At 45.3% G+C, this 23,870-nt stretch carries 21 protein-coding genes; 17 read left to right on the top strand and 4 right to left on the bottom strand.

The genetic code is table 11. The features are described from left to right. Both VX941_09445 and VX941_09440 read left to right on the top strand, forming a co-directional pair. On the top strand, nt 1-360 hold a 360-nt coding region (locus VX941_09445; protein ID MEE2933632.1), incomplete at its 5' end, for a fumarylacetoacetate hydrolase family protein. A gap of 255 nt (nt 361-615) precedes the next feature. Beyond that, complete coding sequence (locus tag VX941_09440) at nt 616-1,593, top strand: aldo/keto reductase (protein ID MEE2933631.1); 978 nt, start codon at nt 616-618, stop codon at nt 1,591-1,593. Nucleotides 1,594-1,612: 19 nt separating this feature from the next. Here VX941_09440 and VX941_09435 read toward each other — a convergent pair whose 3' ends face one another. Beyond that, the gene (locus tag VX941_09435) at nt 1,613-2,713 is read right to left on the bottom strand and encodes a mandelate racemase/muconate lactonizing enzyme family protein (protein ID MEE2933630.1); all 1,101 of its coding nucleotides are present in this window, start codon (nt 2,711-2,713) and stop codon (nt 1,613-1,615) included. Between the two features lie 291 nt (nt 2,714-3,004). On the opposite strand from VX941_09435, the gene VX941_09430 reads away from it, so the two are divergent. From VX941_09430 to VX941_09420, 3 genes are all read left to right on the top strand, one after another. Continuing rightward, entirely contained in the window at nt 3,005-3,496 is a 492-nt protein-coding gene (locus VX941_09430) for a CinA family protein (protein MEE2933629.1), read from the top strand. Between the two features lie 361 nt (nt 3,497-3,857). Then, nucleotides 3,858-8,522 carry a glutamate synthase large subunit gene (gene gltB, locus VX941_09425; GenBank protein MEE2933628.1) on the top strand — a complete coding sequence of 1,555 codons (4,665 nt, stop codon included), beginning with the start codon at nt 3,858-3,860 and terminating at the stop codon, nt 8,520-8,522. A gap of 2 nt (nt 8,523-8,524) precedes the next feature. Next, entirely contained in the window at nt 8,525-9,943 is a 1,419-nt protein-coding gene (locus tag VX941_09420) for a glutamate synthase subunit beta (GenBank protein ID MEE2933627.1), read from the top strand. Nucleotides 9,944-10,150: 207 nt separating this feature from the next. Here the strand turns inward: VX941_09420 and VX941_09415 are convergent, their stop codons facing one another. Then, nucleotides 10,151-10,405 (bottom strand): hypothetical protein, encoded by a 255-nt coding sequence (locus VX941_09415; GenBank protein MEE2933626.1) that lies wholly within the window; start codon nt 10,403-10,405, stop codon nt 10,151-10,153. A 69-nt stretch (nt 10,406-10,474) separates the two neighbouring features. On the opposite strand from VX941_09415, the gene VX941_09410 reads away from it, so the two are divergent. Both VX941_09410 and VX941_09405 read left to right on the top strand, forming a co-directional pair. Then, nucleotides 10,475-10,756, top strand: coding sequence for an NAD(P)-dependent oxidoreductase (locus tag VX941_09410; GenBank protein MEE2933625.1), 282 nt, complete (start codon nt 10,475-10,477; stop codon nt 10,754-10,756). A gap of 4 nt (nt 10,757-10,760) precedes the next feature. Further along, nucleotides 10,761-10,916: an NAD(P)-dependent oxidoreductase gene (locus VX941_09405; GenBank protein MEE2933624.1), complete on the top strand. Its 156-nt coding sequence runs from the start codon at nt 10,761-10,763 to the stop codon at nt 10,914-10,916. Nucleotides 10,917-11,034: 118 nt separating this feature from the next. Here VX941_09405 and VX941_09400 read toward each other — a convergent pair whose 3' ends face one another. Continuing rightward, a complete protein-coding gene (locus VX941_09400; GenBank protein ID MEE2933623.1) occupies nt 11,035-11,772 on the bottom strand; it encodes a uracil-DNA glycosylase in 738 nt (245 codons plus the stop codon). 793 nt (nt 11,773-12,565) lie between these two features. Here VX941_09400 and rpoZ point away from each other — a divergent pair. The 10 genes from rpoZ to parC all read left to right on the top strand — a co-directional run bounded on the left by rpoZ (nt 12,566) and on the right by parC (nt 22,454). Next, nucleotides 12,566-12,922, top strand: coding sequence for a DNA-directed RNA polymerase subunit omega (gene rpoZ / locus VX941_09395; GenBank protein ID MEE2933622.1), 357 nt, complete (start codon nt 12,566-12,568; stop codon nt 12,920-12,922). 68 nt (nt 12,923-12,990) lie between these two features. Next, a complete protein-coding gene (locus tag VX941_09390; GenBank protein ID MEE2933621.1) occupies nt 12,991-15,132 on the top strand; it encodes a bifunctional (p)ppGpp synthetase/guanosine-3',5'-bis(diphosphate) 3'-pyrophosphohydrolase in 2,142 nt (713 codons plus the stop codon). 74 nt (nt 15,133-15,206) lie between these two features. Beyond that, nucleotides 15,207-15,797 (top strand): DUF2062 domain-containing protein, encoded by a 591-nt coding sequence (locus VX941_09385; protein ID MEE2933620.1) that lies wholly within the window; start codon nt 15,207-15,209, stop codon nt 15,795-15,797. 6 nt (nt 15,798-15,803) lie between these two features. Continuing rightward, nucleotides 15,804-16,553: a pyridoxine 5'-phosphate synthase gene (locus tag VX941_09380; protein MEE2933619.1), complete on the top strand. Its 750-nt coding sequence runs from the start codon at nt 15,804-15,806 to the stop codon at nt 16,551-16,553. Then, on the top strand, nt 16,550-16,951 hold the full coding sequence (gene acpS, locus VX941_09375) for a holo-ACP synthase (GenBank protein MEE2933618.1): 402 nt from the start codon (nt 16,550-16,552) through the stop codon (nt 16,949-16,951). Before VX941_09380 ends, acpS begins: the two co-directional genes overlap by 4 nt. Nucleotides 16,952-17,038: 87 nt before the next feature. After that, entirely contained in the window at nt 17,039-17,809 is a 771-nt protein-coding gene (gene lepB / locus VX941_09370; protein ID MEE2933617.1) for a signal peptidase I, read from the top strand. A gap of 20 nt (nt 17,810-17,829) precedes the next feature. Beyond that, on the top strand, nt 17,830-18,492 hold the full coding sequence (rnc, locus tag VX941_09365; GenBank protein MEE2933616.1) for a ribonuclease III: 663 nt from the start codon (nt 17,830-17,832) through the stop codon (nt 18,490-18,492). 1 nt (nt 18,493) lies between these two features. Further along, entirely contained in the window at nt 18,494-19,396 is a 903-nt protein-coding gene (gene era, locus VX941_09360) for a GTPase Era (protein ID MEE2933615.1), read from the top strand. Nucleotides 19,397-19,415: 19 nt separating this feature from the next. Beyond that, complete coding sequence (recO, locus tag VX941_09355) at nt 19,416-20,141, top strand: DNA repair protein RecO (GenBank protein ID MEE2933614.1); 726 nt, start codon at nt 19,416-19,418, stop codon at nt 20,139-20,141. A gap of 81 nt (nt 20,142-20,222) precedes the next feature. Next, complete coding sequence (gene parC / locus VX941_09350) at nt 20,223-22,454, top strand: DNA topoisomerase IV subunit A (protein ID MEE2933613.1); 2,232 nt, start codon at nt 20,223-20,225, stop codon at nt 22,452-22,454. Between the two features lie 474 nt (nt 22,455-22,928). Here parC and VX941_09345 read toward each other — a convergent pair whose 3' ends face one another. Next, nucleotides 22,929-23,870 (bottom strand): flagellar motor protein MotB, encoded by a 942-nt coding sequence (locus VX941_09345; GenBank protein ID MEE2933612.1) that lies wholly within the window; start codon nt 23,868-23,870, stop codon nt 22,929-22,931.

The following is a 23,870-nucleotide window of genomic DNA, read 5'->3' as shown; positions in this document are numbered from 1 at the left end:
CGCAAGACCCAGCAATATTGTATAGGTAAAAATTTTGACAATACTGGTGCATTCGGGCCCGATTTTGTTACCGCGGATGAGGTGCCGCCAGGTGGAGCTGGTCTCTCCATTCAGTCACGTTTGAATGGTCAGGTCATGCAGGACGACAATACTTCAAATATGATATTTGATATTGCAGAAGCATTGATGCTGCTTACCGAATGCCTAACTTTGGAACCGGGTGATATTCTTGTAAGTGGTACGCCCTCCGGCGTAGGGCACGCGCGCCGGCCCCCAGTTTGGATGCGTAGCGGCGATACGATTGAGGTAGAAATTGAGGGGTTGGGAGTTCTTCAAAATCCAATTGTTGATGAAAATTAAACACAAAAGGTTTTTTAGCCGATTACTATGAAGCCTACAAAAAGCTTGTAGGTATAGCAAAAACCAATTTTTTAAAGTGGATCTGCGGTGAAACTGCGGTTTAACTTTTAGAAAATGCATTTCTGTACTGATGTACTGCAAATAAAAAAGGTGGTCGAGGAGTAACCATTTTTTAAATTGAGCCAAACTGCAAAATGGATCAAACATCAGCAGATATGGCCTCAAAAAAACCAGCTATGCAGAGAGTTTGGAATCATGAATTACACAACGCTTGGCGACACTAGATTAAAAGTAAGCGTGGCAGGGCTTGGTTGCGGTGGCAATAGTAGATTGGGGATGCGCGTAGGGAGAACAGAAGCTGAGTCAGTGAGGCTTGTCAAAGTTGCTTATGATCTTGGCGTAACGCTTTTTGACACAGCAGAGTCATACAAAACAGCACCGATAGTAGGAAAAGCGTTGAAAGGATACGACCGGCAAAAGTTTGTGATATCCACCAAATGTAACATCGGAGGCGCTAATTCACCTCGAAGTGGAAATGATGTAGTGAAGAAACTTGAGGATGGACTTCGGGAACTTCAAACCGATTATGTGGACATTTTGCATATGCATGGTGTTCATCCAACTCGCTACGAACAGGTTATGCAAGACATATTGCCAGCGTTAGAAAAGGCCAAAATAGATGGTAAAGTAAGATTTCTCGGGATCACAGAAACGTCTCCTAATGACCCAACGCATGAGATGTTGAAGCGAGCCGTTGATGATGAGGTTTGGTCTGTGATTATGCTTGGGTACAATATGATGAACCAAACCGCGCGCGCGAAACTTTTCCCTAATATTTTAAACAAAAAAATAGGGACACTACTAATGTTTGTTGTGCGCAATATTTTCAGCCAGCCTGAATATTTGCGACAAACAGTCAGACAATTAGCCGAGGAAGGAAAGGTACCGGATGCGATGGCGAAGAAAGACAACCCATTAGATTTTTTAATTCACGATAATGGGGCTAAAAGTCTCACCGATGCGGCTTACAGATTTGTTCGGCATGAGCCTGGTGTAGATGTGGTTCTTTTTGGCACGGGCTCTGAGGAGCATCTGAGGGAAAATATTAGGTCTATTAACAGGGGCGCCTTGCCGGCCGACGATATCAAAAGACTTCATAGTATCTTTGGCGGGCTTGTGGGTATTGGTTTTGATTTGCCCGACAAAGGTTCGAGTATCGGGGTTATAAAATAGCAGGTCATCGGTATTTTATCTAAATAATCATTCCCTCTATAGCTTGTTCGTCAATTCTGATGCCTAGTCCCGGTGCATCTTGAACACGTAATTTTCCGTCGACAGCGGTGGGGGGATTTTCAGCAACGTCTTTTGCAACATATTGACATGTAACACTAACGTCCCAATCGACTTGAGGTGCTGCAATTGCCAGATGAATGATTGCGGCGCTAGCAACAGCTGTCTCCGCTACTTTTCCTGCTATATTAACGTGTAGTTTGAGGTCATTAGCACTATTAGCCGCTTCTAACATGCGAGTGAGCCCACCTAACTTTATTGCTTTCAGCCCAACACCGGTTGCGGCCTTTTTTTCAAAGTGCCTGGTGATATCAGAAAGACTTTGGATTCCCTCGTCTGCGCAGACACCCGCTGGTCCGGCCGCTGCCGTAATGTGGGCCATTCCGCTTAAATCTTTAGAATCAATTGGTTGTTCAATGAAGTCTATGCCAGCGCTCTGCGCAGCTCGTGCAAATTCAACAGCATCCTCGAAGGTAAGGCCCATATTCGCATCCGCAGAGATGCGCGGAAATGTTCCTACTGCTTTACGCACGGCTCTACACCGGTCAAGGTCATCACTGATCGTATTAATTCCAGCCTTGATCTTGAAAGCCGTAAAACCCTCTTGTGACTTCCGTCTAGCAGTGAGGGCGTCTTTTTCAATTTCATTTGCAGCTAACATCCAAAGGGCCGATACATGATCGCGTTTTTTACCGCCAAGCAATTCATAAACCGGCAGATGGTCACGTTTCCCTACTAAGTCATAGATTGCAATATCGAGGGCAGCGATGGCTCCATGGTTTCCTACAATCATTGGTGTTACGATGTCCATAAATACCTGTGGATCAGGAATTTCGAGCCCTTCAAGTAATGGAACAAGATACGAAACCGCAGCTATCATGCCAGGCACAGTTTCGCCATTCATCATCGGGGCCTCTGAAGCTTCACCCCATCCGATATTTCCGTCGGTGTCCTCGATCCGAACAAGCATGCTCTTTGCGCTCGTGTATTGACCCTTGGCCATTTTGATTGGCTCTATCAGCGGGGCTGCGATACCAACTGGAACGATTGATCTTATTTTCACATTGATCACCTTACGCTATTCAGCTGTTTTTCATATAAAGCAAGCAGTCATTTGTTTACTGAATCCACAACATTAGAGCTAGAGTTCTTATTTTCCTAAAACAAATAATAAGTTCATTTCAAATTCAAGTTAGGCGAATCTAAAACCTCTGGTATTAAATTCTGTCGCTATCGGTGTCATTGACAAAACTGATTTATAAAATTGAATCCCCTCGATATGGGTCCAATTCTGGTGGCTTACACAGCGAATTATTTATCAGCTAAATAAAAATATATTTCAGGAATATTACGGATGGAAGATATCACTATTTTAGGGGAAACAGCTGGCTCTCTGCTTAAAGCGCGAAAAGAGACAATTGCTGTAGCTGAATCATCGACGGGAGGCCTCATTTCATCGACATTGTTGGCGGTTCCAGGCGCGTCGGAATTTTACCTGGGTGGAGCTGTCGTCTATACCGCTCGAGCTCGAGAAGCATTTTTTCGGATAAAACAAGATGAAGTCGATAGGGCGGGATTTCGTAGCGCGACAGAGCCTTACGTTGCCCTTCTCGCAGCACGGTGTAAAACTGTACTTGCTGCTGACTGGGGGATCGCCGAGAGTGGAGCCTCTGGACCGTTTGGTAATCGCTATGGTGACCCTGCAGGTCATACGGTACTCGCGATTTCAGGAGCATATAATTGTACGCGTAGCATGATAACTGGGAGTGATAACCGGGCATTCAATATGTCTGCATTTACACGGGCAGCTCTGGAATTGCTTATAGAGATGTTAGAGGCAAAATAATTAAAAGCGCGTGATTATGCCGCAGTTTTTCGTCCTTCAATATTCCTTCGTAAATTCAATAGCTTGGCACAAAATTTTCCGATAGGTTATAAGGGTGTGTTGACTGGTAACTTGATACCATTGAGGTATTTAACTAGCTTTAGTACAGGTAGCCTAAACAAGAACGCAGGTTGATCATGTTTTGCGCTTGCTGAAAGATGTCTATTCCCGTTCAGCCTAAAAGTTTAGACGAAAATGGGTAAACATATCGTTGACTGGGTGGCATTTAAAAGTAGTTCAAAGCACAAAATAATCTCGTTAGAGCTCCGTTTTTTGCGCCATTAGCAAGTCTCGGGCTTGACGATTAAAGGGGAATGAAGAGTTGTCTAATCGAGGCCAGCGTAACATTACCGGCTTTCCAAAGTCTCAAGGTCTCTACGACAGTCGTAATGAGCACGACGCTTGCGGTATCGGTTTTGTTGCCAACCTGAAGGGTGTGAAAAGTCACAAAACAGTTCAACAAGGACTGCAAATTTTACGTAACATCACCCATAGAGGGGCCGTGGGTGCTGACCCAAAGGCTGGTGATGGAGCGGGCATTCTCATTCAAATCCCAGATGAATTCATGCGTTCAGACGGTGCTAGTTTGGGTTTCGATTTGCCCGTCGTTGGTGAGTACGCTGTTGGTGCAATATTTCTGCCGCAAGACGATAATTTGCGTAATGCTTGCGAGCAAATTCTTGAGCAATATATAGTTGCAGAAGGGCAAATATTGCTCGGTTGGCGCGACGTCCCAGTGGATAATAGCGATCTGGGTTATTCTGTGAAACCTACGGAACCCCGGATCAGGCACATCTTTATTCAGCGAGGTAAAGAGTGCAAGGACACTAACACATTCGAACGTAAACTCTTTGTCATCCGAAAACAGGCCGAGGTTAAGATCGATGCCTTAGGGGCGGAATACGCAGATTTTTACGTGGCCTCACTTTCTGCCCAAACACTTCTTTATAAAGGGATGGTTTTAGCCGACCAAGTGGGTGTTTACTACCTCGATTTGCAAGACAGCCGCCTCAAGTCCGCGCTAGCACTTGTTCACCAAAGGTTTTCGACGAATACCTTTCCAACATGGAAGTTGGCTCAACCCTTACGCATGATCTGCCACAATGGTGAAATAAACACTGTTCGTGGAAATACCAACTGGATGAACGCGCGTCGCGACTCTATTGCGTCGAAATTGTTTGGTGATGATTTGCACAAAGTCTGGCCACTCATTGCTGAAGGCCAGTCTGACTCTGCGTGTTTCGATAACGCCCTAGAGCTTCTTTTAAGAGGAGGGTACTCACTTGCACACGCAATGATGCTTTTGATTCCTGAAGCTTGGAACGGCAATAAGTTGATGGATGAAACGCGCAGGGCTTTCTACGAATATTATGCCGGCCTTATGGAGCCATGGGACGGCCCCGCCGCAGTTGCATTTACAGATGGAACGCAAATTGGCGCGACCCTTGATCGCAATGGATTGCGTCCAGCACGATACCTCGTAACCAACGATGATACCGTTCTAATGGCATCCGAAATGGGCGTAATGCCAGTTCCGGAAGAGACGATTATAAAGAAATGGCGTTTGCAACCGGGCAAAATGCTTCTCATAGACCTTGAGAAAGGCCGCATCATTGATGACTCGGAAATAAAAACACAACTGGCGACAGAACATCCTTATGAAGAGTGGCTCGAAAAAAGTCGCATGCCTCTGCGTAAATTACCGCCCCAGCCTCTAGATCAACAGTCAATATTCAATGATCCACAAATACTCAACAGGCAACAGGCGTTCGGTTACACACAGGAAGACCTAAAGTTTCTAATGACACCAATGGCTGCAACTGGGCAAGAAGCGATCGGTTCAATGGGCTTAGATATTCCGACAGCGCCCTTTTCAGAGAAACCCAAACTGCTTTACGCCTATTTCAAACAGCTTTTTGCTCAAGTCACCAACCCACCAATAGATCCTATTCGTGAAGAGTTAGTGATGTCGCTCAGTTCATACATCGGGCCTCGTCTAAATTTGCTTGGCCTCGAACACTATCCTGAATATCGTCGGCTTGAGGTTAGGCAGCCTGTTTTAACAGATGAGGGGCTTGCCAAAATCCGGGCTATTGGTGACATAACAAGCGGAAAATTCCGGTCTATAACCCTTGACATTACATATCCTGCGGAGGAGGGAGCAAGCGGGATGCGTCATGCCATTGAGCAGCTACGCAACAGTGCCAAGGAAGCCTGCAATAACGGATACAATATTGTAATCCTGAGTGATCGGCATATCGGAGCAGAGCGAGTTGCAATTCCTGCATTGTTAGCTACTGGGGCGGTACACCATCACTTGGTACGCAAAGGTTTGCGGACTAGCGTCGGGCTTGTTGTTGACACAGGAGAAGCACGAGAAGTTCACCACTTTTGTCTGTTGGCAGGGTATGGGGCAGAGGCAGTAGTTCCTTACCTCGCATTTGAGACGCTTTCTGATTTGAAAAATGAAATGCCCGATAAGCTAAACGACAAAGAGATCCGATCTCGTTATGTAAAGGCGATAGGTAAAGGCATGCTTAAAGTCATGTCAAAGATGGGTATATCGACTTATCAATCGTATTGTGGGGCGCAGATTTTTGATGCAGTCGGTTTATCCAGTGAATTCCTTGATGAATATTTCTTTGGCACTCATTCCGCTATAGAAGGTGTGGGACTTGAGCAAATTGCAGAGGAAACAGTGCGCCGCCACGCTATTGCCTACGGTGATGTTCATATATTTCGTAACTTTTTGGATGTTGGTGGGGACTATGCTTATCGTATCCGCGGTGAGCAACACTTCTGGACACCGGAAACTGTAGGGCACCTTCAACATGCTGTACGTGCGGAAGGAGCTGAGGATTACGCCACTTTTGCAAAAATTGTGAATGCGCAGACAAAACGTATGATGACAATACGTGGGTTAATGGACTTGAAGCCTATTGGTCCCGCTGTGCCGATAGAAGACGTCGAGCCAGCGAGCGAAATTGTAAAACGTTTTTCCACAGGGGCCATGTCATTCGGATCTATCTCAAGGGAGGCCCATACAAATTTAGCAATAGCAATGAATCGTATCGGTGGTAAATCTAATACTGGTGAGGGGGGCGAGGAGCCAGATCGCTTCACACCGATGCCCAACGGAGATTCCAAAAGATCATCCATTAAGCAAGTCGCCTCAGGTAGGTTTGGTGTGACCACGGAGTATCTCGTTAACTCCGATATGATGCAAATTAAAATGGCTCAGGGTGCGAAGCCGGGGGAGGGGGGGCAACTGCCCGGACATAAAGTCGATGCCGTTATTGCGAAAGTTCGTCGATCAACCCCGGGCGTGGGGCTTATATCGCCGCCGCCACATCATGATATCTATTCAATCGAAGACTTGGCGCAGCTTATATACGATCTAAAGAATGCAAACCCAATGGGTGACGTGAGTGTAAAACTTGTCTCTGAAATCGGAGTGGGGACAATAGCAGCGGGTGTTTCAAAGGCGAAAGCGGATCATATCACAATTTCGGGTTTTGAGGGAGGCACCGGCGCCAGTCCTCTTACTTCTATTGCGCATGCTGGCTCGCCTTGGGAAATTGGGCTTGCAGAGACACACCAAACATTAGTGTTAAACGGTTTACGAACTAGAATAGCAGTACAGGTCGACGGTGGGTTGCGGACTGGTCGGGACGTTGTCATTGGAGCTTTGCTCGGTGCGGACGAATTTGGTTTTGCGACCGCGCCACTTATTGCTTCGGGCTGTATCATGATGCGCAAATGCCATCTTAATACTTGCCCAGTCGGAATTGCTACAACCGACCCGGAGCTTAGGAAACGCTTCACCGGCAAACCAGAACACGTCATCAACTATCTTTTCTTCGTTGCTGAAGAGGTGCGTCAGTTGATGGCAGAGTTAGGATTTAGCACCATGGATGAGATGGTGGGGCGCATGGATTGCTTAGATCAGCATGAGGCACTTGAACATTTTAAAGCAAAGGGCCTCGACTTTAGCCGGCTCCTCCACATGCCAGATTCTAATGGCGCTCCTGTTTATAACTGTGAGCGTCAGGATCACAATCTCGATGATGTGCTAGATCAAAAGCTGATAATCGAGGCGGCTCCCGCTCTTTCTGGTGGTGCAGGTGTTCACATCGAGGCCAAAATCAAAAATACTGACCGGTCTGCCGGCGCCATGCTGTCTGGCGAGGTTGCGAGACGATATGGGCACAAGGGGTTACAAGACAAAACCATACAAATTAAACTGCATGGTATCGCAGGCCAAAGTTTTGGCGCCTTTCTTGCGAAGGGAATTGAAATAGAACTCACCGGTGAAGCTAACGATTATGTTGGTAAAGGGCTCAGCGGCGGGAGGCTTATAGTCAAGCCACCTAAAGAATGTAAAATCGTTCCCGAGGAAAGCATAATCGTTGGTAACACAGTTCTTTACGGAGCTATCGAAGGCGAGTGTTTTTTTCGCGGTGTTGCGGGCGAACGGTTTGCAGTCCGTAATTCAGGTGCAGTAGCAGTCGTCGAGGGAGTTGGCGATCATGGTTGCGAATACATGACAGGCGGTGTGGTCGTTGTAATTGGTCCTACGGGCCGCAATTTTGCTGCCGGTATGTCGGGTGGCGTCGCCTATGTCTTGGATGAGTTGGGAGACTTTGATCTGCGTTGTAATATGGCTATGGTAGAGCTTGAGCCTGTTCCTGAAGAGGCAGTGTTGTTGGAGAAGTTAGCGCATCAAGGGGGTGACCTTGAAACGCATGGGCGTGTGGATGTCATGCACGACATGACGCGTAATGACGCAAAGCGAATTCATCATCTGATAAGCAGACACCTTCATTACGCCGGATCTGAACGGGCTTGGCACATACTTGATAATTGGGAAGAGTATCTTCCAAAGTTCGTTAAGGTTATGCCTGTTGACTACCGTCGTGCACTAGAGGAAATGCAGCAAGCTCAGGGAAATGATCCAGAGCTAGATCTAACTGCAGAGGGAGCGTAGCTATGGGAAAAGTAACCGGCTTTCTTGAAATAGACCGTCACGACCGGAAATATGAGCCGGCGGGCGACCGTGTAAGGCATTTTCGGGAATTTTTGATCCCCATGGACAATCGCGAGGTAGCGCAACAAGGCAGTCGGTGTATGGATTGCGGTATACCGTATTGTCATAATGGTTGCCCTGTTAACAATATAATACCTGACTGGAATGATCTTGCTTACAAGGAACAATGGCGGGATGCATTAGAAGTTCTTCATTCCACCAACAACTTCCCGGAGTTTACTGGTCGAGTGTGTCCAGCTCCGTGTGAAGAGGCATGTACGTTAAATATTAATGATAGCCCTGTCACAATTAAAACAATCGAATGTACCATAGTGGATACAGGCTGGAAAAATGGGTGGATTGAGCCACAGGTTCCAGAGATTAAAACTGACAAAAAGATTGCTGTTGTGGGGTCTGGGCCGGCTGGCATGACTTGCGCTCAGCAACTCGCTCGCGTGGGGCACGAGGTGACACTTTTTGAAAAGTCTGCCAAGGCTGGCGGTCTTCTGCGTTACGGTATTCCAGATTTCAAGATGGAGAAACATCTCATTGATAGGCGAGTTGAACAAATGGCAGCTGAAGGAGTAATTTTTCGTATGAATACTCACATCGGCCAAGATGTTGACTCTGACAAATTATTAGAGGACTTCGATGCTGTAATCCTAACCGGTGGATCAGAAAAAGGTCGTGACTTGCCTGTTCCGGGGCGGAAATTAGATGGCATTGAGTTTGCGATGGATTTTCTTCCGCAACAAAATCGGCGGGTAGGGAAAGAGCCATTGGGTTTGGTCAAGCCCATAACAGCCGAAGGTAAAAATGTTGTGGTCATTGGCGGCGGCGATACTGGGTCGGATTGCATTGGAACGTCTTTTCGGCAGGGGGCTGTGTCAGTAACTCAACTTGAAATTATGCCGATTCCTCCTGAGACACCAGACAAAGGAACGACTTGGCCCTTTTGGCCGTTAAAATACCGTACGTCATCAAGTCAGGCAGAAGGCGCTGAGCGGGACTTTAGCGTTGCTACAAAGGAGTTCATAGGTTCTGAGGGTAAAGTAGAAAAACTTCGTATCGTCAGGCTGGACAAAGATATGAAGGAAATACCTGGCAGTGAATTTGAGCTTGATGCTGATTTGGTTCTCTTGGCCATGGGATTTGTCCATCCCGTACATGAGGGTATGTTATCTGAAATGGGTGTGGCCTTAGACGAGCGGGGTAATGTTGAGGCTAATACACAAGATTATCAGACAGCTATCCCTAAGGTATTTGCAGCAGGTGACATGCGCCGCGGCCAGTCATTGGTTGTCTGGGCTATTCGCGAAGGACGGCAGTGTGCGAGAGCCGTTGATAAATTTTTGATGGGAAAGACGGCACTTCCCAGATAATCTGAGATATTAATAAAATTAAGCAATGTCAAACGCTACGCATGGCGATCTTTTTATTTTCATGAGGACGGTAGTGTAAGTAACTTTTAGTTCTTTTTTTAAATCATTAGGCCTCAAGTGCTCAAGGTGAGGAATTAAAATGCACAGTTAACCCCGCACCTTGATTTTGGCATCCATGTACCATCAAGCAGGTCTAGATCTGTTAGCTCAGTTCACCGATCTAATGATCTTGGAGGGTGCTACAGAGACACGTATCATGTCTGCAATTAAAGACGCGAGTGCTGTTTTCGTCTGATACCCCAGTAAGTTGTAGGCTACGGCTATCAAATCTAGTGAAAATGTTGTCGTTGTTAGTACATCCGGACGTGGCACTGACTCTATTGACCTTGAGGCAGCCAGTGCAGCGGGTATTGCCGTAGTTAACGAACCTGGCGTGGGCCGTATACCAGTTTCTGAACACACGTTGGCCTTGCTGCTGGAGCTGGCTTAGCAAGTGCGTCTTTCGGACCAAGAAAATAGGGCGGGAGGGGGATTTGGGCAGGGTGCAATATCGAGCGCTTCCACCTGCAGGGGCGTTCAATGGGGATAATCGGTTGTGGGGACATAAGTGCCGAGGTCTCTCGCAAATGCAGTGTTGGGTTTGGTATGGATGTCTTCGTCTATGATCCCTTTATCAGTGAGTTGCCGTCTACAATTGGCCCTGCGAAACAACTGAAGTCATTAGACGAAATGTTACCACTGGCGAATTTTATTTCAGTCCATGCGGAACTTAATGACTTGACCAATAAAAAAGGTGGATCGTTCATTTCTTAAATCAATGCGCAAAGATGCCTATTTTCTCGATACTGCACGTAGCGGGATTGTTTTTCAGTCAGATTTGGTCGAAGCTTTGAAAGAAAATTGGATTGCTGGTGCAGCCTTGGATGTATTCGAAGAAGAACCCATTCCTTTTGAAAGTCCATTAAATCGTTAAGATAATCTTGTTATGACTGCTCACACCTGCTGGACTTACGGTTGAGGCGAAGAAAGAGCTCTTCCTCTCGGCCGCGTCTCAAATTCTTCAAGTTCTCAGGGGAAAGAAACCAAAGCATTTAGTCAACCCGAACATTTGGCGTTCTACTGTCCCTATTACATAAGAGGCTCTTTATTTTTGAAAAGACATTTGAAAACATTTTTTCGGTGAGGCGGCCGGTGTTTGTGTTGTAACGTGAACAATGATAGCTGTCTGCCAACCAAATGCCGTTTTCAAGATCATGGAAGGCACTATGGGTAAATTTTACGGCGCTTTGTTTTAGACCTCGACTAGCGAGGACAGCTTTGTGTGCTAGGGTGCCGAGAGCCAGAATGACTTTTAGATTTTTCATTAATGCTATTTCTGACACTAAGAAGGGTCGGCAATTTGTAGTCTCGGCACCTACTGGCTTGTTTTCGGGCGGTACGCAGCGGACAGCGTTTGTGATGCGAGTGTCAATAAGAGTTAGCCCGTCATCCGCATTAGCGTTGTAAAAACCTTCAGCAAAACCATGCTTGATGAGAGTCGAATAGAGAAGGTCACCAGCATAATCGCCGGTGAATGGGCGCCCTGTCTGGTTTGCACCCTTTAAGCCGGGCGCAAGTCCAACAATCAAAAGGCCAGCGTCTAACTCGCCAAAACTAGGTACTGGCGCATTGTAAAAATTTGGATAAAGTTTATCATTATTCTCACGAAAGCGAACCAGTCTTGGACAGAGTGCGCAATTAATACTCGGTTGGTGAATAATCAATTGCTGATCATCAGCAATCGTTTTCGATAATACTCCGTTCCGCGAATGTGTTACTAAATTGATCATCTTTTGTAATTTGCAGCTACTCTTCAGTATTCTAAGGTCTACGTGTAATTTCCCTGAAATGATGTTTCAAAGCCGCAAAGAAAGCTACTTGTTTACGCAACCATTCGCTGTTGATATCAAGATACCCTTAAAACCTTAACTTGAGCTAATTTTTGTTGCGCTGCCTCAACTGATTGGGAAGAAACCCCATCCTTTAAAAATAAGATACATAATTACGCTGATCAAACAACACCAACATGTCTACTGCAAGTTTAATATCCATATCACCCTTATTTGCTTGTTTCGCAGTGGCATCACTGAATCCTTGATCGCAGTTCGTATTGATAGCAAAACCATTGTAATCCAAACACTTAAAAAGTGGGCCACAACGCGAATAATCCTGCTCTTCCATGATTTCTGTATATAAGTATGCGCTAATTGCGCGTGCAGGGGCAGAAAACGGCAATAGAAATTTATTAAATATAATTAAACATTTCTTATATTTGCAAAAGGCACAATATAAATACAAAGTTTGTTGAAAAAATACCTTTTTTGACGCATAAAATTTTTTATATATTACTCAAATAAAAAAATTCCTAATTTGTTATTTAATATGAGCTGTTGTTACTTATTATTATAAATTTTTCCATCGATTATTTGCAATTAAGATTATTAAATAGAAATTCTCTTGCATAAATTTTTATTTTTGGCCGCAAAGGCAAAGTTGGATTTTTAATTTCGCAAAAACTCTTGTGTTTTTTGTTTTGCCCGACCTATAACCTTAACCTATATGGACTTTGTGAGGAGATCGGGCATGGCGCGGGTTACTGTTGAAGATTGTATCGAGCGCGTTACTAATCGCTTCGAGTTGGTGTTACTTGCTGGACAGCGTAGTCGCAATATATCAGCTGGTGGTGAGCTGACTGTTGAGCGTGACAATGACAAAAATCCTGTAGTAGCGTTACGCGAAATTGCTGATCAAACTGTTGAGTTGGAAGAGCTTCGTGACTCGCTGGTGAAGGGGCTTCAAAAGGTTGCGGAAATTGATGAACCAGAAGAAGACGAATTGATGGAATACATGGTTTCGGCGATGGGCAGTGACGATGAAACTCGTAACCGTGATACAGCTATATCCGAAAGTGCCGACGCTGGTGTTTCACCAAACGTATAATTTAGAAGCCTTTTCTGTTATTATCATCAAGTTGCTTTTAAGCCCCGTTTTTACGGTGCATTCCTAATATGTTGCGCCAACAAGAACTTATTGAGCGTGTTCGTCGTTATGACCCAAGCGCGGATGAAGCGGCGCTGAATGAAGCTTACGTATTTTCCATGAGGGCACACAAATTACAAAAACGTGCCTCAGGTGATCCGTTTTTTTCGCACCCAGTTGAGGTAGCCGGGATACTCTCTGAAAAGAAGCTCGACTCAGCCTCCATAGTAACTGGTTTACTGCATGATACGGTTGAGGATACACTTGCTACGTTGCCTGATATTGAGGGGCGGTTTGGAAACGAAATAGCACGTCTTGTGGACGGCGTTACCAAATTGAGCAGGCTGGAATTACAATCAGGTGGCACGAGGCAGGCCGAAAATTTCCGCAAGCTTGTTCTTGCTATGTCAGATGATATTCGGGTCTTAGTTGTGAAGTTAGCAGATAGACTGCATAACATGCGCACTCTGCATCACATTAAAAATAATGGTAAACGGAGGCGTATTGCCCTTGAAACAATGGAAATATACGTTCCATTGGCACAACGCATCGGTATTCGAGATTGGCAAAACGAACTAGAAGACCATGCATTCCGCGAACTCAACCCTGATGCATGGGAGTCAATTACTAAGCGGCTAGCCTTTTTGCACTCAGGTTCTGATGATGTGACTAGTCGAATAATCGATGCCTTGCGGCGTGATTTGGCAAACATGGATCTTGAGGCTGACGTCTACGGCCGACAAAAAACTCCCCATTCAATTTGGCGCAAGATGCAGCGGAAATCAGCAAGTCTTGAGCAGCTTAATGACGTAATGGCTTTTCGTATTGTTGTGAGGACGACAGAGGAGTGTTATAGGGCACTTGGCTGCATTCATAGCAAGTATCCGCTCGTCGCAGGCCGCTTCAAGGACTATATTTCTCTGCCAAAACAGAATGGGTATCAGTCTATTCATACAGATGTTATTGGACCCGAAAATCAGCGTATAGAGATGCAGATCCGCACGTTAGAGATGCACGATGTAGCTGAGCTGGGTGTGGCTGCTCACTGGCAATTCAAAGAGGGTGTTAAACCTGTGCGGCGTACTGAGGGTCGTCAGTACCGTTGGCTTCGGGAGCTATTGGAAATACTTGAAAACGCTGGTGGCCCAGAGGAGTTTCTTGAACATACGCGCATGGAAATGTTTAGCGATCAATTATTCTGTTTTTCACCCAAAGGTGACCTTCAAGTTCTGCCAAAGGGAGCAACGCCAATTGATTTCGCCTACGCGGTGCATACTGATGTGGGAAATCGGTGCGTTGGAGCAAGAATTAATGGCCGCATGATGCCGCTTCGCACACTTTTGAGGAATGGTGACCAGGTAGAGGTTATGACTTCTGACTCACAAGTGCCCTCACCTGGGTGGGCGAGTTTTGTAGTAACTGCTAAGGCGCGATCTTGTATTCGTCGATTTGTACGGTTGCAGCGAATAGATGAATACTGTCGAATGGGACGAGAGATTATTAATAAAATTTTTCAGCAAGAGGGCTATGTCCTCACACAGACAGCAATGCAAGATATTTTGAGCGACTTCGATTGCGATAAGGTAGAGGGCTTATATTCTCTTGTCGGTCGAGGTAAAGTAGCAGGTCATCAAGTTCTCAAGTCAGTTTATCCAACCGCAAAAACAGGTTGTTCTCTTAAGCTATCTGAGGATGTGGCAGTGGCCCGGGCAGGAGAACATTCGATTGAACTTGTTGGTCTCGCCCCCGGAATGGAAATCAATTTAGGGGACTGCTGTCATCCGATACCCGGAGATAGAATAATAGGTATATCAACCACTGGCAAAGGGATTACTATACATACGATTGATTGTGAGGCCCTAGAAAGTGTTGCGGAAATGCCGGAAAGATGGATGGAGGCAAATTGGTCAATTGATGAAAAAAAATCGGCAGTATTTGTGGGCCGGATTCGAGTAATACTAGCCAATGAAGCCGGCGCTTTAGGATCTTTATCAACAGTTGTTGGGCGCGATGGTGGAAATATTAGTAATCTCCGTATAACAGACAGGTCCCCAGATTTTTTTGAGCTATTCGTTGACATTGAAGTAAACGATGCAGGCCACATGTCAGATATTATCGCAGCGCTGAGAGCAACTGAAGTAGTGCGTGGAGCCGAACGTGCGGGGAGTTGATTACGGTCTCAGGAAACATACAATTTATTCTGCAAGTACATGGTCGGTTGGGACAAAGGATCAGAAAACCCTTAATGTTTAAGCGAAGAGCAAAATCAAGCCTGCCAAGTCGTGTTGCTAATGTTCTGTGGCCCACAATTGGTTGGCGTAGATCATTTATCTACATTCGGCATCGGCTAGGACGTTTGCCTGGTACCCCGTTCAGCATAGCGGCTGGATTCGCTTGCGGGGCTGCAGTATCCTTCACTCCTTTAGTAGGGTTACATTTTTTTCTTGGCGGTATTTGGGCATGGTTGATACGTGCAAATGTGATTGCCTCGGCAATAGGGACTGCAGTAGGTAACCCATGGACATTCCCTTTCATCTGGATGTGGCTTCATCAATTGGGAAATTGGATGGGAGCAGCAGGCGCTAGCGCCTCACCTGAAAAACTAGATTTTGGCATATTTTTTTCGCATATGATCAATGGAGTGTTGATGGGTGATATAGATTATTTGATGGAGACGATTTGGCCAGTATGGTGGCCAATGATGGTTGGTGCTATTCCATCAATGCTAGTTGTTTGGTTTGGATCATATTTGCCGCTTAAATCGCTAATACAATCCTATCATGTTGCCCGTCGCCAACGAATGAGTAGGAAAAGCCGAACAAATGAAAAGGGGTAGACTTCCATGTCAAAACGGTTTTTAAGACTTGGGGTAAACATCGATCATGTAGCGACCGTCCGAAACGCGCGTGGGGGGGATCATCCAGACCCTATTCGTGCGGCTCAAAAGGCCATAGTAGCTGGAGCAGATGGTATAACAGCGCATCTGCGTGAGGACCGGCGACATATTAGGGACAGGGATGTTACGCGACTGCGTAACACTATTAACAAGCCGCTTAATCTTGAGATGGCGGCAACAGATGAAATGATCGGAATCGCGCTCGACGTGAAGCCAAATGCTGTTTGTATTGTCCCTGAAAAACGGGAAGAGCAGACAACGGAGGGGGGTCTTGATGCTGGGGCTAATATATCTTTTTTTTCAGAATTTGTAGAACGGTTAAGTAAAGCAGACATTCGCGTCTCGCTCTTTATTGAGCCCTGCTCAAAACAGCTTGATGCAGCCAGAGATATTGGAGCAGCAGTAGTAGAGCTTCATACTGGAAGGTATTGTGACTCATCGGGCGTTTCTCGGTGTGAGGAATTAGGGCGTATTCAGCGAGCTGCCACATATGCAGACAATATCGGTCTGGAATGTCATGCCGGACATGGGCTGACCTTTGAAACAGTTGGGCCGATTGCATCAATCGAGACGGTGGCCGAATTAAATATCGGCCATTTTCTAATGGGCGAGGCAATGATAACGGGTTTGGACTGCGCCGTAAGGAAAATGCGTACATTAATGGATGAGGCTCGTTCTCGAAAGGATGCAACATGATCATCGGGGTTGGAAGTGATTTGATCGACATTCGTCGCATAGCCAAAACACTTAAACGATACCCAGGGAAATTTGAAAAACGTTGTTTTACCGAGATTGAGCGAGAAAAATCTGATCACCGAAGTAACCGGGCAGAAAGTTATGCAAAACGCTATGCCGCAAAAGAGGCTTGTTCCAAAGCGCTGGGCACCGGTTTTCGGCAGGGGGTTTTTTGGTCTGATATCGGAGTTGTTAACATGCCGGGTGGAAAGCCTACATTGGAGCTTACTGGAGGGGCCTTGCGGCGTCTGCGTGAAATAACGCCGAGCAATATGATAGCAAATATTGACGTTAGCATTACCGATGAGTTTCCAATAGCACAGGTGATAGTTATTATTTCAGGCGTCACTCGTAAATAAAAACCACAGCTTTGCTTGACAAGCTTTCGTGTGGGCCGACATATTTTACTTGCACCAGCAACCATAATAGAAATGAATGATTTTAAAATGTCCCGAGAGAATGACGATCCGCAGCATAATCCGAAAGATAGTCGTGGTTGGGTGGAGACGATTCGAACAGTTACGTACGCAGTGGTAATAGCTGTCTTAATAAGAACCTTTGCTTATGAGCCGTTCAATATACCATCGGGATCTATGATACCGACATTACTGGTTGGCGATTACTTGTTTGTATCAAAATACTCATACGGATATTCAAGACATTCATTCCCCTTTAGCTTAGCACCAATCACAGGTCGTATTTTTGAAAGAGGGCCTAAGCGGGGGGATGTTGCGGTATTTAAGCTACCGACTGATAACGAAACAGATTACATCAAAAGAATAGTAGGATTGCCAGGTGATCGCATTCAGATGAAAAAAGGGTTTTTATATATAAATGGCGAGCGCGTACAACGAAAAGCAATAGATCGATTCCAAGTCAAAAATTCTTTTGGACAGAAGCGCAGAGTACCCCAGTATATTGAAAAACTCCCCGGTGGAGATTCCCACTTAATAATTGAGGAACAAGGTGATTTTGGCGTGATTGACAATACGCCAGAATTTTTGGTGCCAGACAGGCATGTCTTTGCTATGGGAGATAACCGCGACAATTCGGCAGACAGTAGGATAGAGACACAAGTCGGAATGGTTCCTTTTGAAAACTTGGTTGGTAAGGCTCAATTTTTTTTCTTTTCAACTGATGGCACTGCACGATTTTGGGAAGTCTGGAAATGGCCATTTACGATCCGGTATGAGAGATTACTTAAAGCTATTCGTTAAAGTGGATATTTTATAATTTGATGCCCGCCGAAATCATGGAAATACTTGATTATGAATTCGCCAACCGTGGGTTATTGACCGCAGCATTAACCCATCGCAGTTCATGTTTGGACGTAAACTATGAGCGGCTCGAGTTTTTGGGTGATCGGGTGTTGGGGCTAGTAATTGCTGAGCTTCTTATGGAGACTTTTCCTGAAGAAAATGAAGGCGATCTTTCTCGACGATTCCACGCGCTTGTGAGGAAAGAGAGTTTGGCTGATATAGCTCATAATATTGGATTACCATCACTTATTCGTATGGGTCATGGAGAGCATGAGTTTGGTAGGAAAGAGAATGAGGCAATAATCGCCGATGTTTTCGAGGCTTTGTTAGGGGCTATATATTTAGACGGAGGTTTAGCACCAGCAAAGAAAATCATCGCCCAACATTTCATGCCAGCTATGACGAAGAATTCTTGTCCTCCACAAGATGCCAAGACGACATTGCAAGAGTGGTTACAATCCAAAGGTTTAGGATTGCCTCACTATACTCTTGTTGAGCAGAAAGGACCAGATCACCGGCCGACATTCATAGTCGCTGTGACTGCTGGCCAGCTCGGGTCGGCTGAAGGTATAGGAAAGTCAAAGCGTGCGGCCGAGCAGGAAGCTGCAGGTAATATGCTTTCAGAGCTAACAAGTGGGTGATTTGGCTGAAATTAAAAAGCGCTTCGGCTTTGTCGCGGTCATCGGTGCACCGAACGTGGGAAAGTCGACCTTCGTAAACCGTATCGTCGGCACGAAAGTAAGCATTGTTACACCAAAGGTGCAAACAACGCGCGCAAATATCCTTGGAATAATAATACGAGGCAAAAGTCAGATTGTCTTTATTGATACACCTGGCATTTTTGCACCCCGAAAACGTTTTGATCGCGCCATGGTTGACGCTGCGTGGACTGCTGCAACAGAGGGTGATCACATAATTGTAATGGTCGATGCCTCTCGCGGAATTGATCCTAATACAAAGTCTCTTCTAAATTCTATCTCTAACGGCCAGCGGAACCTAATTTTGGTTTTGAATAAAATAGATATAGTGAGACCTGAAGAACTTCTCTCTCTGAGTCATGCAGTGAATGAACTTGCAACATTTTCGGCTACCTTTATGATTTCTGCAAGAAGTGGCAATGGTGTAAATGATATTTTAGCCTACCTCGATGAAGTGATTTCAGAAGGCCCCTGGCATTTCCCAGAGGACCAGATATCCGACTTACCAATGCGAGTGTTGGCTGCCGAAATAACACGAGAGCAATTATTTTTATTGTTGCGCCACGAATTGCCTTATTTGGTTACCGTAGAGACTGACACTTGGGAAGAGTTTTCTGACGAAAGTGTAAAGATTAATCAGACAATTTACGTCCAGAGAGATACGCAAAAAGCAATCGTACTTGGCAAAAGTGGCGCCATGATAAGAAAAATAAGCACCGCAGCTAGGAAAGAGCTTCGCAAATGTTTTGAACGTAACGTTCATCTTTTTTTATTTGTCAAAGTGCGCGGAAAATGGATGGAGGATCAAGAGCGCTATCAAGTGCTTGGATTAAAATTTGATGTGTAACTGCAATGGATATTTTTGAATGGAGTGGCAAGATGAAGGATTTGTATTAGCATCTCGCCCACACGGAGAGGCCGCATCGATTGTTAGCTTACTTACATCACAAAATGGCCGTTTCTCCGGTCTTGTGCATGGAGGGCAGTCGCGTCGCCAACGGGCCGTTTTGCAGGTTGGCAACAAGGTCACAGCGGTATGGCGTGCGCGACTTGACGAGCATTTAGGAACATATTCTATTGAATTGTTAAGCAGTACTATCGCACGGCTTCTTGGTGAGCCTGCGAAGCTTTTAGCTTTGTCCTCTGCTTCTGAATTGGTAGAATCAGTAGTCCCGGAGCGTGATCCTTGTCCAAATTTGTATCAATCATTTTCTGCTTTGGTAGGATCTTTCAATGGTGAATATTGGGCGGCAACATATGTTTATTGGGAGCTCCATCTATTAACAGATATAGGGTTCGGCTTAGATCTCAGCGAATGTGCAGGGACAGGGGTCACGGAGGATCTTGTATTTGTATCGCCAAAATCCGGGAGAGCTGTTAGTCGACAGGCGGGTGAACCTTATAAGGACAAGCTCCTAAAACTTCCAGCCTTTTTGAAAGGGGCTTCGGGAGCACAGATCAGCGGAAAAGATCTCGCCGATGGGCTAATTTTGACAGGATATTTTCTTCAAAAGTATGTTTTTCAGCCCAGACAAGCAAAACTGCCTGACAGCCGGGTACGTCTTGCGGGTAAGCTTAGCAGTTATAATTAGTAAAACTTTTGTGTTACAACAATACATGATATTGGGTATGTTCTAGGGTATAATACATCATATTGTGGGCAGCATTCTTTCATGGTTAAGACCTCAGAGGCCGGAGATATATGTAATGTAGCGTTTGAGGAAGCTTTAGGAGAACGTTATCTATCTTATGCATTGTCGACAATTATGGCGCGATCGCTTCCCGATGTACGCGATGGCTTAAAACCTGTGCACCGTCGGTTGCTTTTTGCGATGCGTGAATTGCGACTAAATCCAGATAGCGGCTTTAAAAAATGCGCACGAATTGTTGGTGATGTAATGGGGAAGTTTCATCCTCACGGTGATGCTGCAATTTATGACGCAATGGTACGCTTAGCACAGTCATTCGCGGTTAGGTATCCCCTTGTTGATGGTCAGGGAAATTTTGGAAATGTTGATGGTGATAATGCTGCGGCTATGCGTTACACCGAAGCACGAATGACCAGCGTCGCCGATGCTTTGCTTGAGAGTATAGATGAAGATTCGGTTGATTTCCGTTCTACCTATGATGGAGAGGGTTCTGAGCCAGCAGTTCTACCTGCGAGCTTCCCAAATCTTCTTGCTAATGGAGCATCAGGTATAGCAGTAGGTATGGCAACAAATATTCCGCCGCACAACGTGGGGGAATTATGTGCGGCGCTATTACATTTAATTAAAAGGCCAAATGCCACGATTAAAAAGCTTGTTGAATTAATCCCGGGTCCAGATTTGCCGACAGGCGGGGTGCTTTGCGAAGACCATGACAGCATCGTACAAGCCTACAAAACAGGGAAGGGGGGGTTTCGTGTGCGTGCGACATACGAAATTGAGCGCAGTAAAGGAGGCGGATATATTTTAATAATAAACTCTATCCCTTTTCAGGTACAAAAAGCGAAGCTGATTGAAAAGATTGCGGAGCTTATGCATTCCCGCAACTTGGCTATGATAGAAGATATACGGGATGAATCCACTACTGATATTCGATTAGTAATTGAGCCTAAAAGCCGCAATGTCGATCCAGATGTTTTGATGGAGTCTCTTTTTCGTCAGACCGATTTGGAAAGTCGCGTGTCTCTAAACATGAATGTTCTTGATCAAGGCAGGGTGCCACGGGTCATGAACCTACGCGAAGTATTGCAGGCCTTTTTAGATCACCGTCATGAGGTGCTTGTACGACGTAAGAAATACCGACTGGGTAAAATCGAAGATCGTCTAGAAGTTTTAGGTGGTTATTTGATTGCGTATTTAAACATCGACGAAGTAATCAGAATTATACGCGAGGAAGATTATCCTAAAGAAATTTTGATCAAAAAGTTTAAGCTCTCTGACTTGCAGGCGGACGCCGTTCTTAATATGCGGCTTCGCCATTTGCGTAAATTAGAGGAAATTGAGATTGCGGAGGAGCATTCACACCTAACGAAAGAAAGAACACATGTTCGCGGCCTATTAAGGGATACATCAGCTCGTTGGAAAGTCATAGCGGCAGAGATAAAAGAAATACAAAAGAAATTCGGGCCAAATACTGATATCGGGCGACGTCGGTCAGAGATAAGAGATGCTCCAACCACAGTTGTTATTCCCATGGAGGCTATAATCGAGCGCGAACCGGTTACGGTTGTGTGTTCAACAAAAGGATGGGTGCGTACTGTGAGGGGCCATTTGGAGAAAGAAACCGAGCTCAAGTATAAGGAGGGAGATAGTCATCGCTTTGCGTTACATGCACAGACTACAGATAAACTAATTTTATTTGCAACTAATGGCCGTTTCTACACTGTGCCGGTTGACCGGTTGCCAGGAGGTCGTGGTTTTGGGGAGCCCATCCGATTGATGGTAGATTTACCAAATGACCAAGATGTAGTCACGTTGATGGTTTTAGAGCAAAAAGCAAAATTATTAATAGCCGCCTCTGATGGGCGTGGCTTTATTGTTAATGGAGAAGATGTAATAGCCCAGACGCGTGGGGGCAAACAAGTGCTTAATTTAGGCGATGGAATTGAGGCTGCTGTTTGTGTGCCTGCTAAAGGAGACCATGTCGCGGTTGTTGGGCTTAATCGTAAATTGATCATTTTCCCCATTGGGGAGTTGCCAGAAATGCGCCGTGGCCGCGGTGTCATTATGCAGAGATATAATAAAAGTTCAATTTCTGATGCTAAGGTATTTAATCTTAAGGATGGTTTGAACTGGAAAATAGGTGATAAGACCCGCACAGAGATGCATTTAAAAGAATGGATTGGGAAGAGAGCCCAATCCGGACGTATCGTGCCTAAAGGATTTGCCAAAAGTCGCCGTTTTCGAACTGATGCATAGTGATAGAGTGCCGAGCCAACGATAGTTCTCTCAAAAGTCAATATTTTTGGTGAAGGTTTCTAGTATTATTTTGGAGCCAGAGCTACTACCTTGTCTGTGTCGGCAGTGTTTATCATATATTAAAACTGAAAAGATAGATTTCGACGTTTGATTAATTTGGTATTGGCAAGTGCGCAGGATCAATCGCTGGTTTTATATGAGGGTGTTCCTTGGCAAGTGCTTATTTGCCGCTCATTCGTCCTATTAGAAAAGCGCCCCAGCCATTTAATGTAACGCCATAAGAATAATCCTATTCATAGTGACCAATCATTGGGGTAAGCGGGTCAAATTAAGAAAGATAGATCAAGAGTGATGGATATCTTCAGGGGGTGACGTTTAAGCACTCACTTGGTCAAGACTAAAGTTTGATTTTAAATTTTAAATTCACAGCCGTTGATTGAGGGGGTGAAAAAATCATAGTCCTTTGCTTCATATTCAATAACTTGGGAGTTTGAAAATTCGGTTGGGTGCAAGTTCTTTCTGCGTAGTTTTTTTTGCCTTTCGAAGTACTAAAACTGCTATCCGTCTATTGCGTGCAGCATAAGGTGACTCAGCATCGAGAATATTAGTGTCGGCTTTTCCGTCGATCGTAAAAATACGTGAATTAGATATACCATTTTGCTGTAGGTATAGACGGGCAGAATTAGCTCGCCCTATAGAAAGTTCCCAATTAGATTCTCCGGGAGGACCTGCTTTATACTCGCCACGCGCAGTGTGTCCCGTGATTGCGATCTTGTTAGGCAATTTTTTCACCACATCAGAAATCATCTTCAGGATTCCACGGCCGACTGAATTCAAATCTTTGCCGCCTTTTGTAAACAGTGGTCTCTTATCATTGTCAGTGAGTTGAATACGCAACCCTTTTGGGAGAACTTCAATTATTAGAGAGGGAGCCAATTCCTGTAGCTCCTTGATTTGTGCCATCGCCTTTTGAACGGCAGCCTTAGCTTTTTGTAATTGACGTTCATCATGATCAGCTTCATTTCCGGGAACGTCGGTTTCGGACTTGGTCTTCTTAGCTGGCTCTCCACTTTTCGTTTCTTTTACTTTCTTCTTCACATCCTCCGTATCTTTTGTCACATTTGGCGTGCTTGTCTGTCCAGGCTCGGGTATTGGCCCAGGGTCTGTAGCCGAAATGCCACCAAACGGGCCTCCACTACCGGTTGATCCAGCAAGAGCTCCGATCGGCTCAAAATAATTAGAAATGCCTTGTTTTTGGTCCGTGGTGGTTGCGTTGAGAAGCCATAATAGAAGGAAAAATGCCATCATAGCGGTTACAAAGTCAGCGTAAGCGACCTTCCAAGCCCCTCCGTGGTGCCCCTCTTCCTGTATCTTCTTTCGCTTTATGAAGATTTCTCGTTCGTCATCTAAACTCAT

The organism is Pseudomonadota bacterium (genome assembly GCA_036339585.1).
GTDB lineage: Bacteria > Pseudomonadota > Alphaproteobacteria > UBA8366 > UBA8366 > UBA8366.
The sequence above is the reverse complement of the archived record's forward strand: the minus strand, read 5'-3'. Positions and strand labels throughout refer to the sequence as shown.

Coding starts and splice junctions, on each gene's coding strand:
- VX941_09440 (MEE2933631.1), top strand. CDS start 616: ATGAATTACACAACGCTTGGCGACACTAGATTAAAAGTAAGCGTGGCA.
- VX941_09430 (MEE2933629.1), top strand. CDS start 3,005: ATGGAAGATATCACTATTTTAGGGGAAACAGCTGGCTCTCTGCTTAAA.
- VX941_09420 (MEE2933627.1), top strand. CDS start 8,525: ATGGGAAAAGTAACCGGCTTTCTTGAAATAGACCGTCACGACCGGAAA.
- VX941_09405 (MEE2933624.1), top strand. CDS start 10,761: ATGCGCAAAGATGCCTATTTTCTCGATACTGCACGTAGCGGGATTGTT.
- VX941_09400 (MEE2933623.1), bottom strand. CDS start 11,772: ATGATCAATTTAGTAACACATTCGCGGAACGGAGTATTATCGAAAACG.
- rpoZ (MEE2933622.1), top strand. CDS start 12,566: ATGGCGCGGGTTACTGTTGAAGATTGTATCGAGCGCGTTACTAATCGC.
- VX941_09390 (MEE2933621.1), top strand. CDS start 12,991: ATGTTGCGCCAACAAGAACTTATTGAGCGTGTTCGTCGTTATGACCCA.
- VX941_09385 (MEE2933620.1), top strand. CDS start 15,207: ATGTTTAAGCGAAGAGCAAAATCAAGCCTGCCAAGTCGTGTTGCTAAT.
- VX941_09380 (MEE2933619.1), top strand. CDS start 15,804: ATGTCAAAACGGTTTTTAAGACTTGGGGTAAACATCGATCATGTAGCG.
- acpS (MEE2933618.1), top strand. CDS start 16,550: ATGATCATCGGGGTTGGAAGTGATTTGATCGACATTCGTCGCATAGCC.
- lepB (MEE2933617.1), top strand. CDS start 17,039: ATGTCCCGAGAGAATGACGATCCGCAGCATAATCCGAAAGATAGTCGT.
- rnc (MEE2933616.1), top strand. CDS start 17,830: ATGCCCGCCGAAATCATGGAAATACTTGATTATGAATTCGCCAACCGT.
- recO (MEE2933614.1), top strand. CDS start 19,416: ATGGAGTGGCAAGATGAAGGATTTGTATTAGCATCTCGCCCACACGGA.
- parC (MEE2933613.1), top strand. CDS start 20,223: ATGGTTAAGACCTCAGAGGCCGGAGATATATGTAATGTAGCGTTTGAG.
- VX941_09345 (MEE2933612.1), bottom strand. CDS start 23,870: ATGAGTTTAGATGACGAACGAGAAATCTTCATAAAGCGAAAGAAGATA.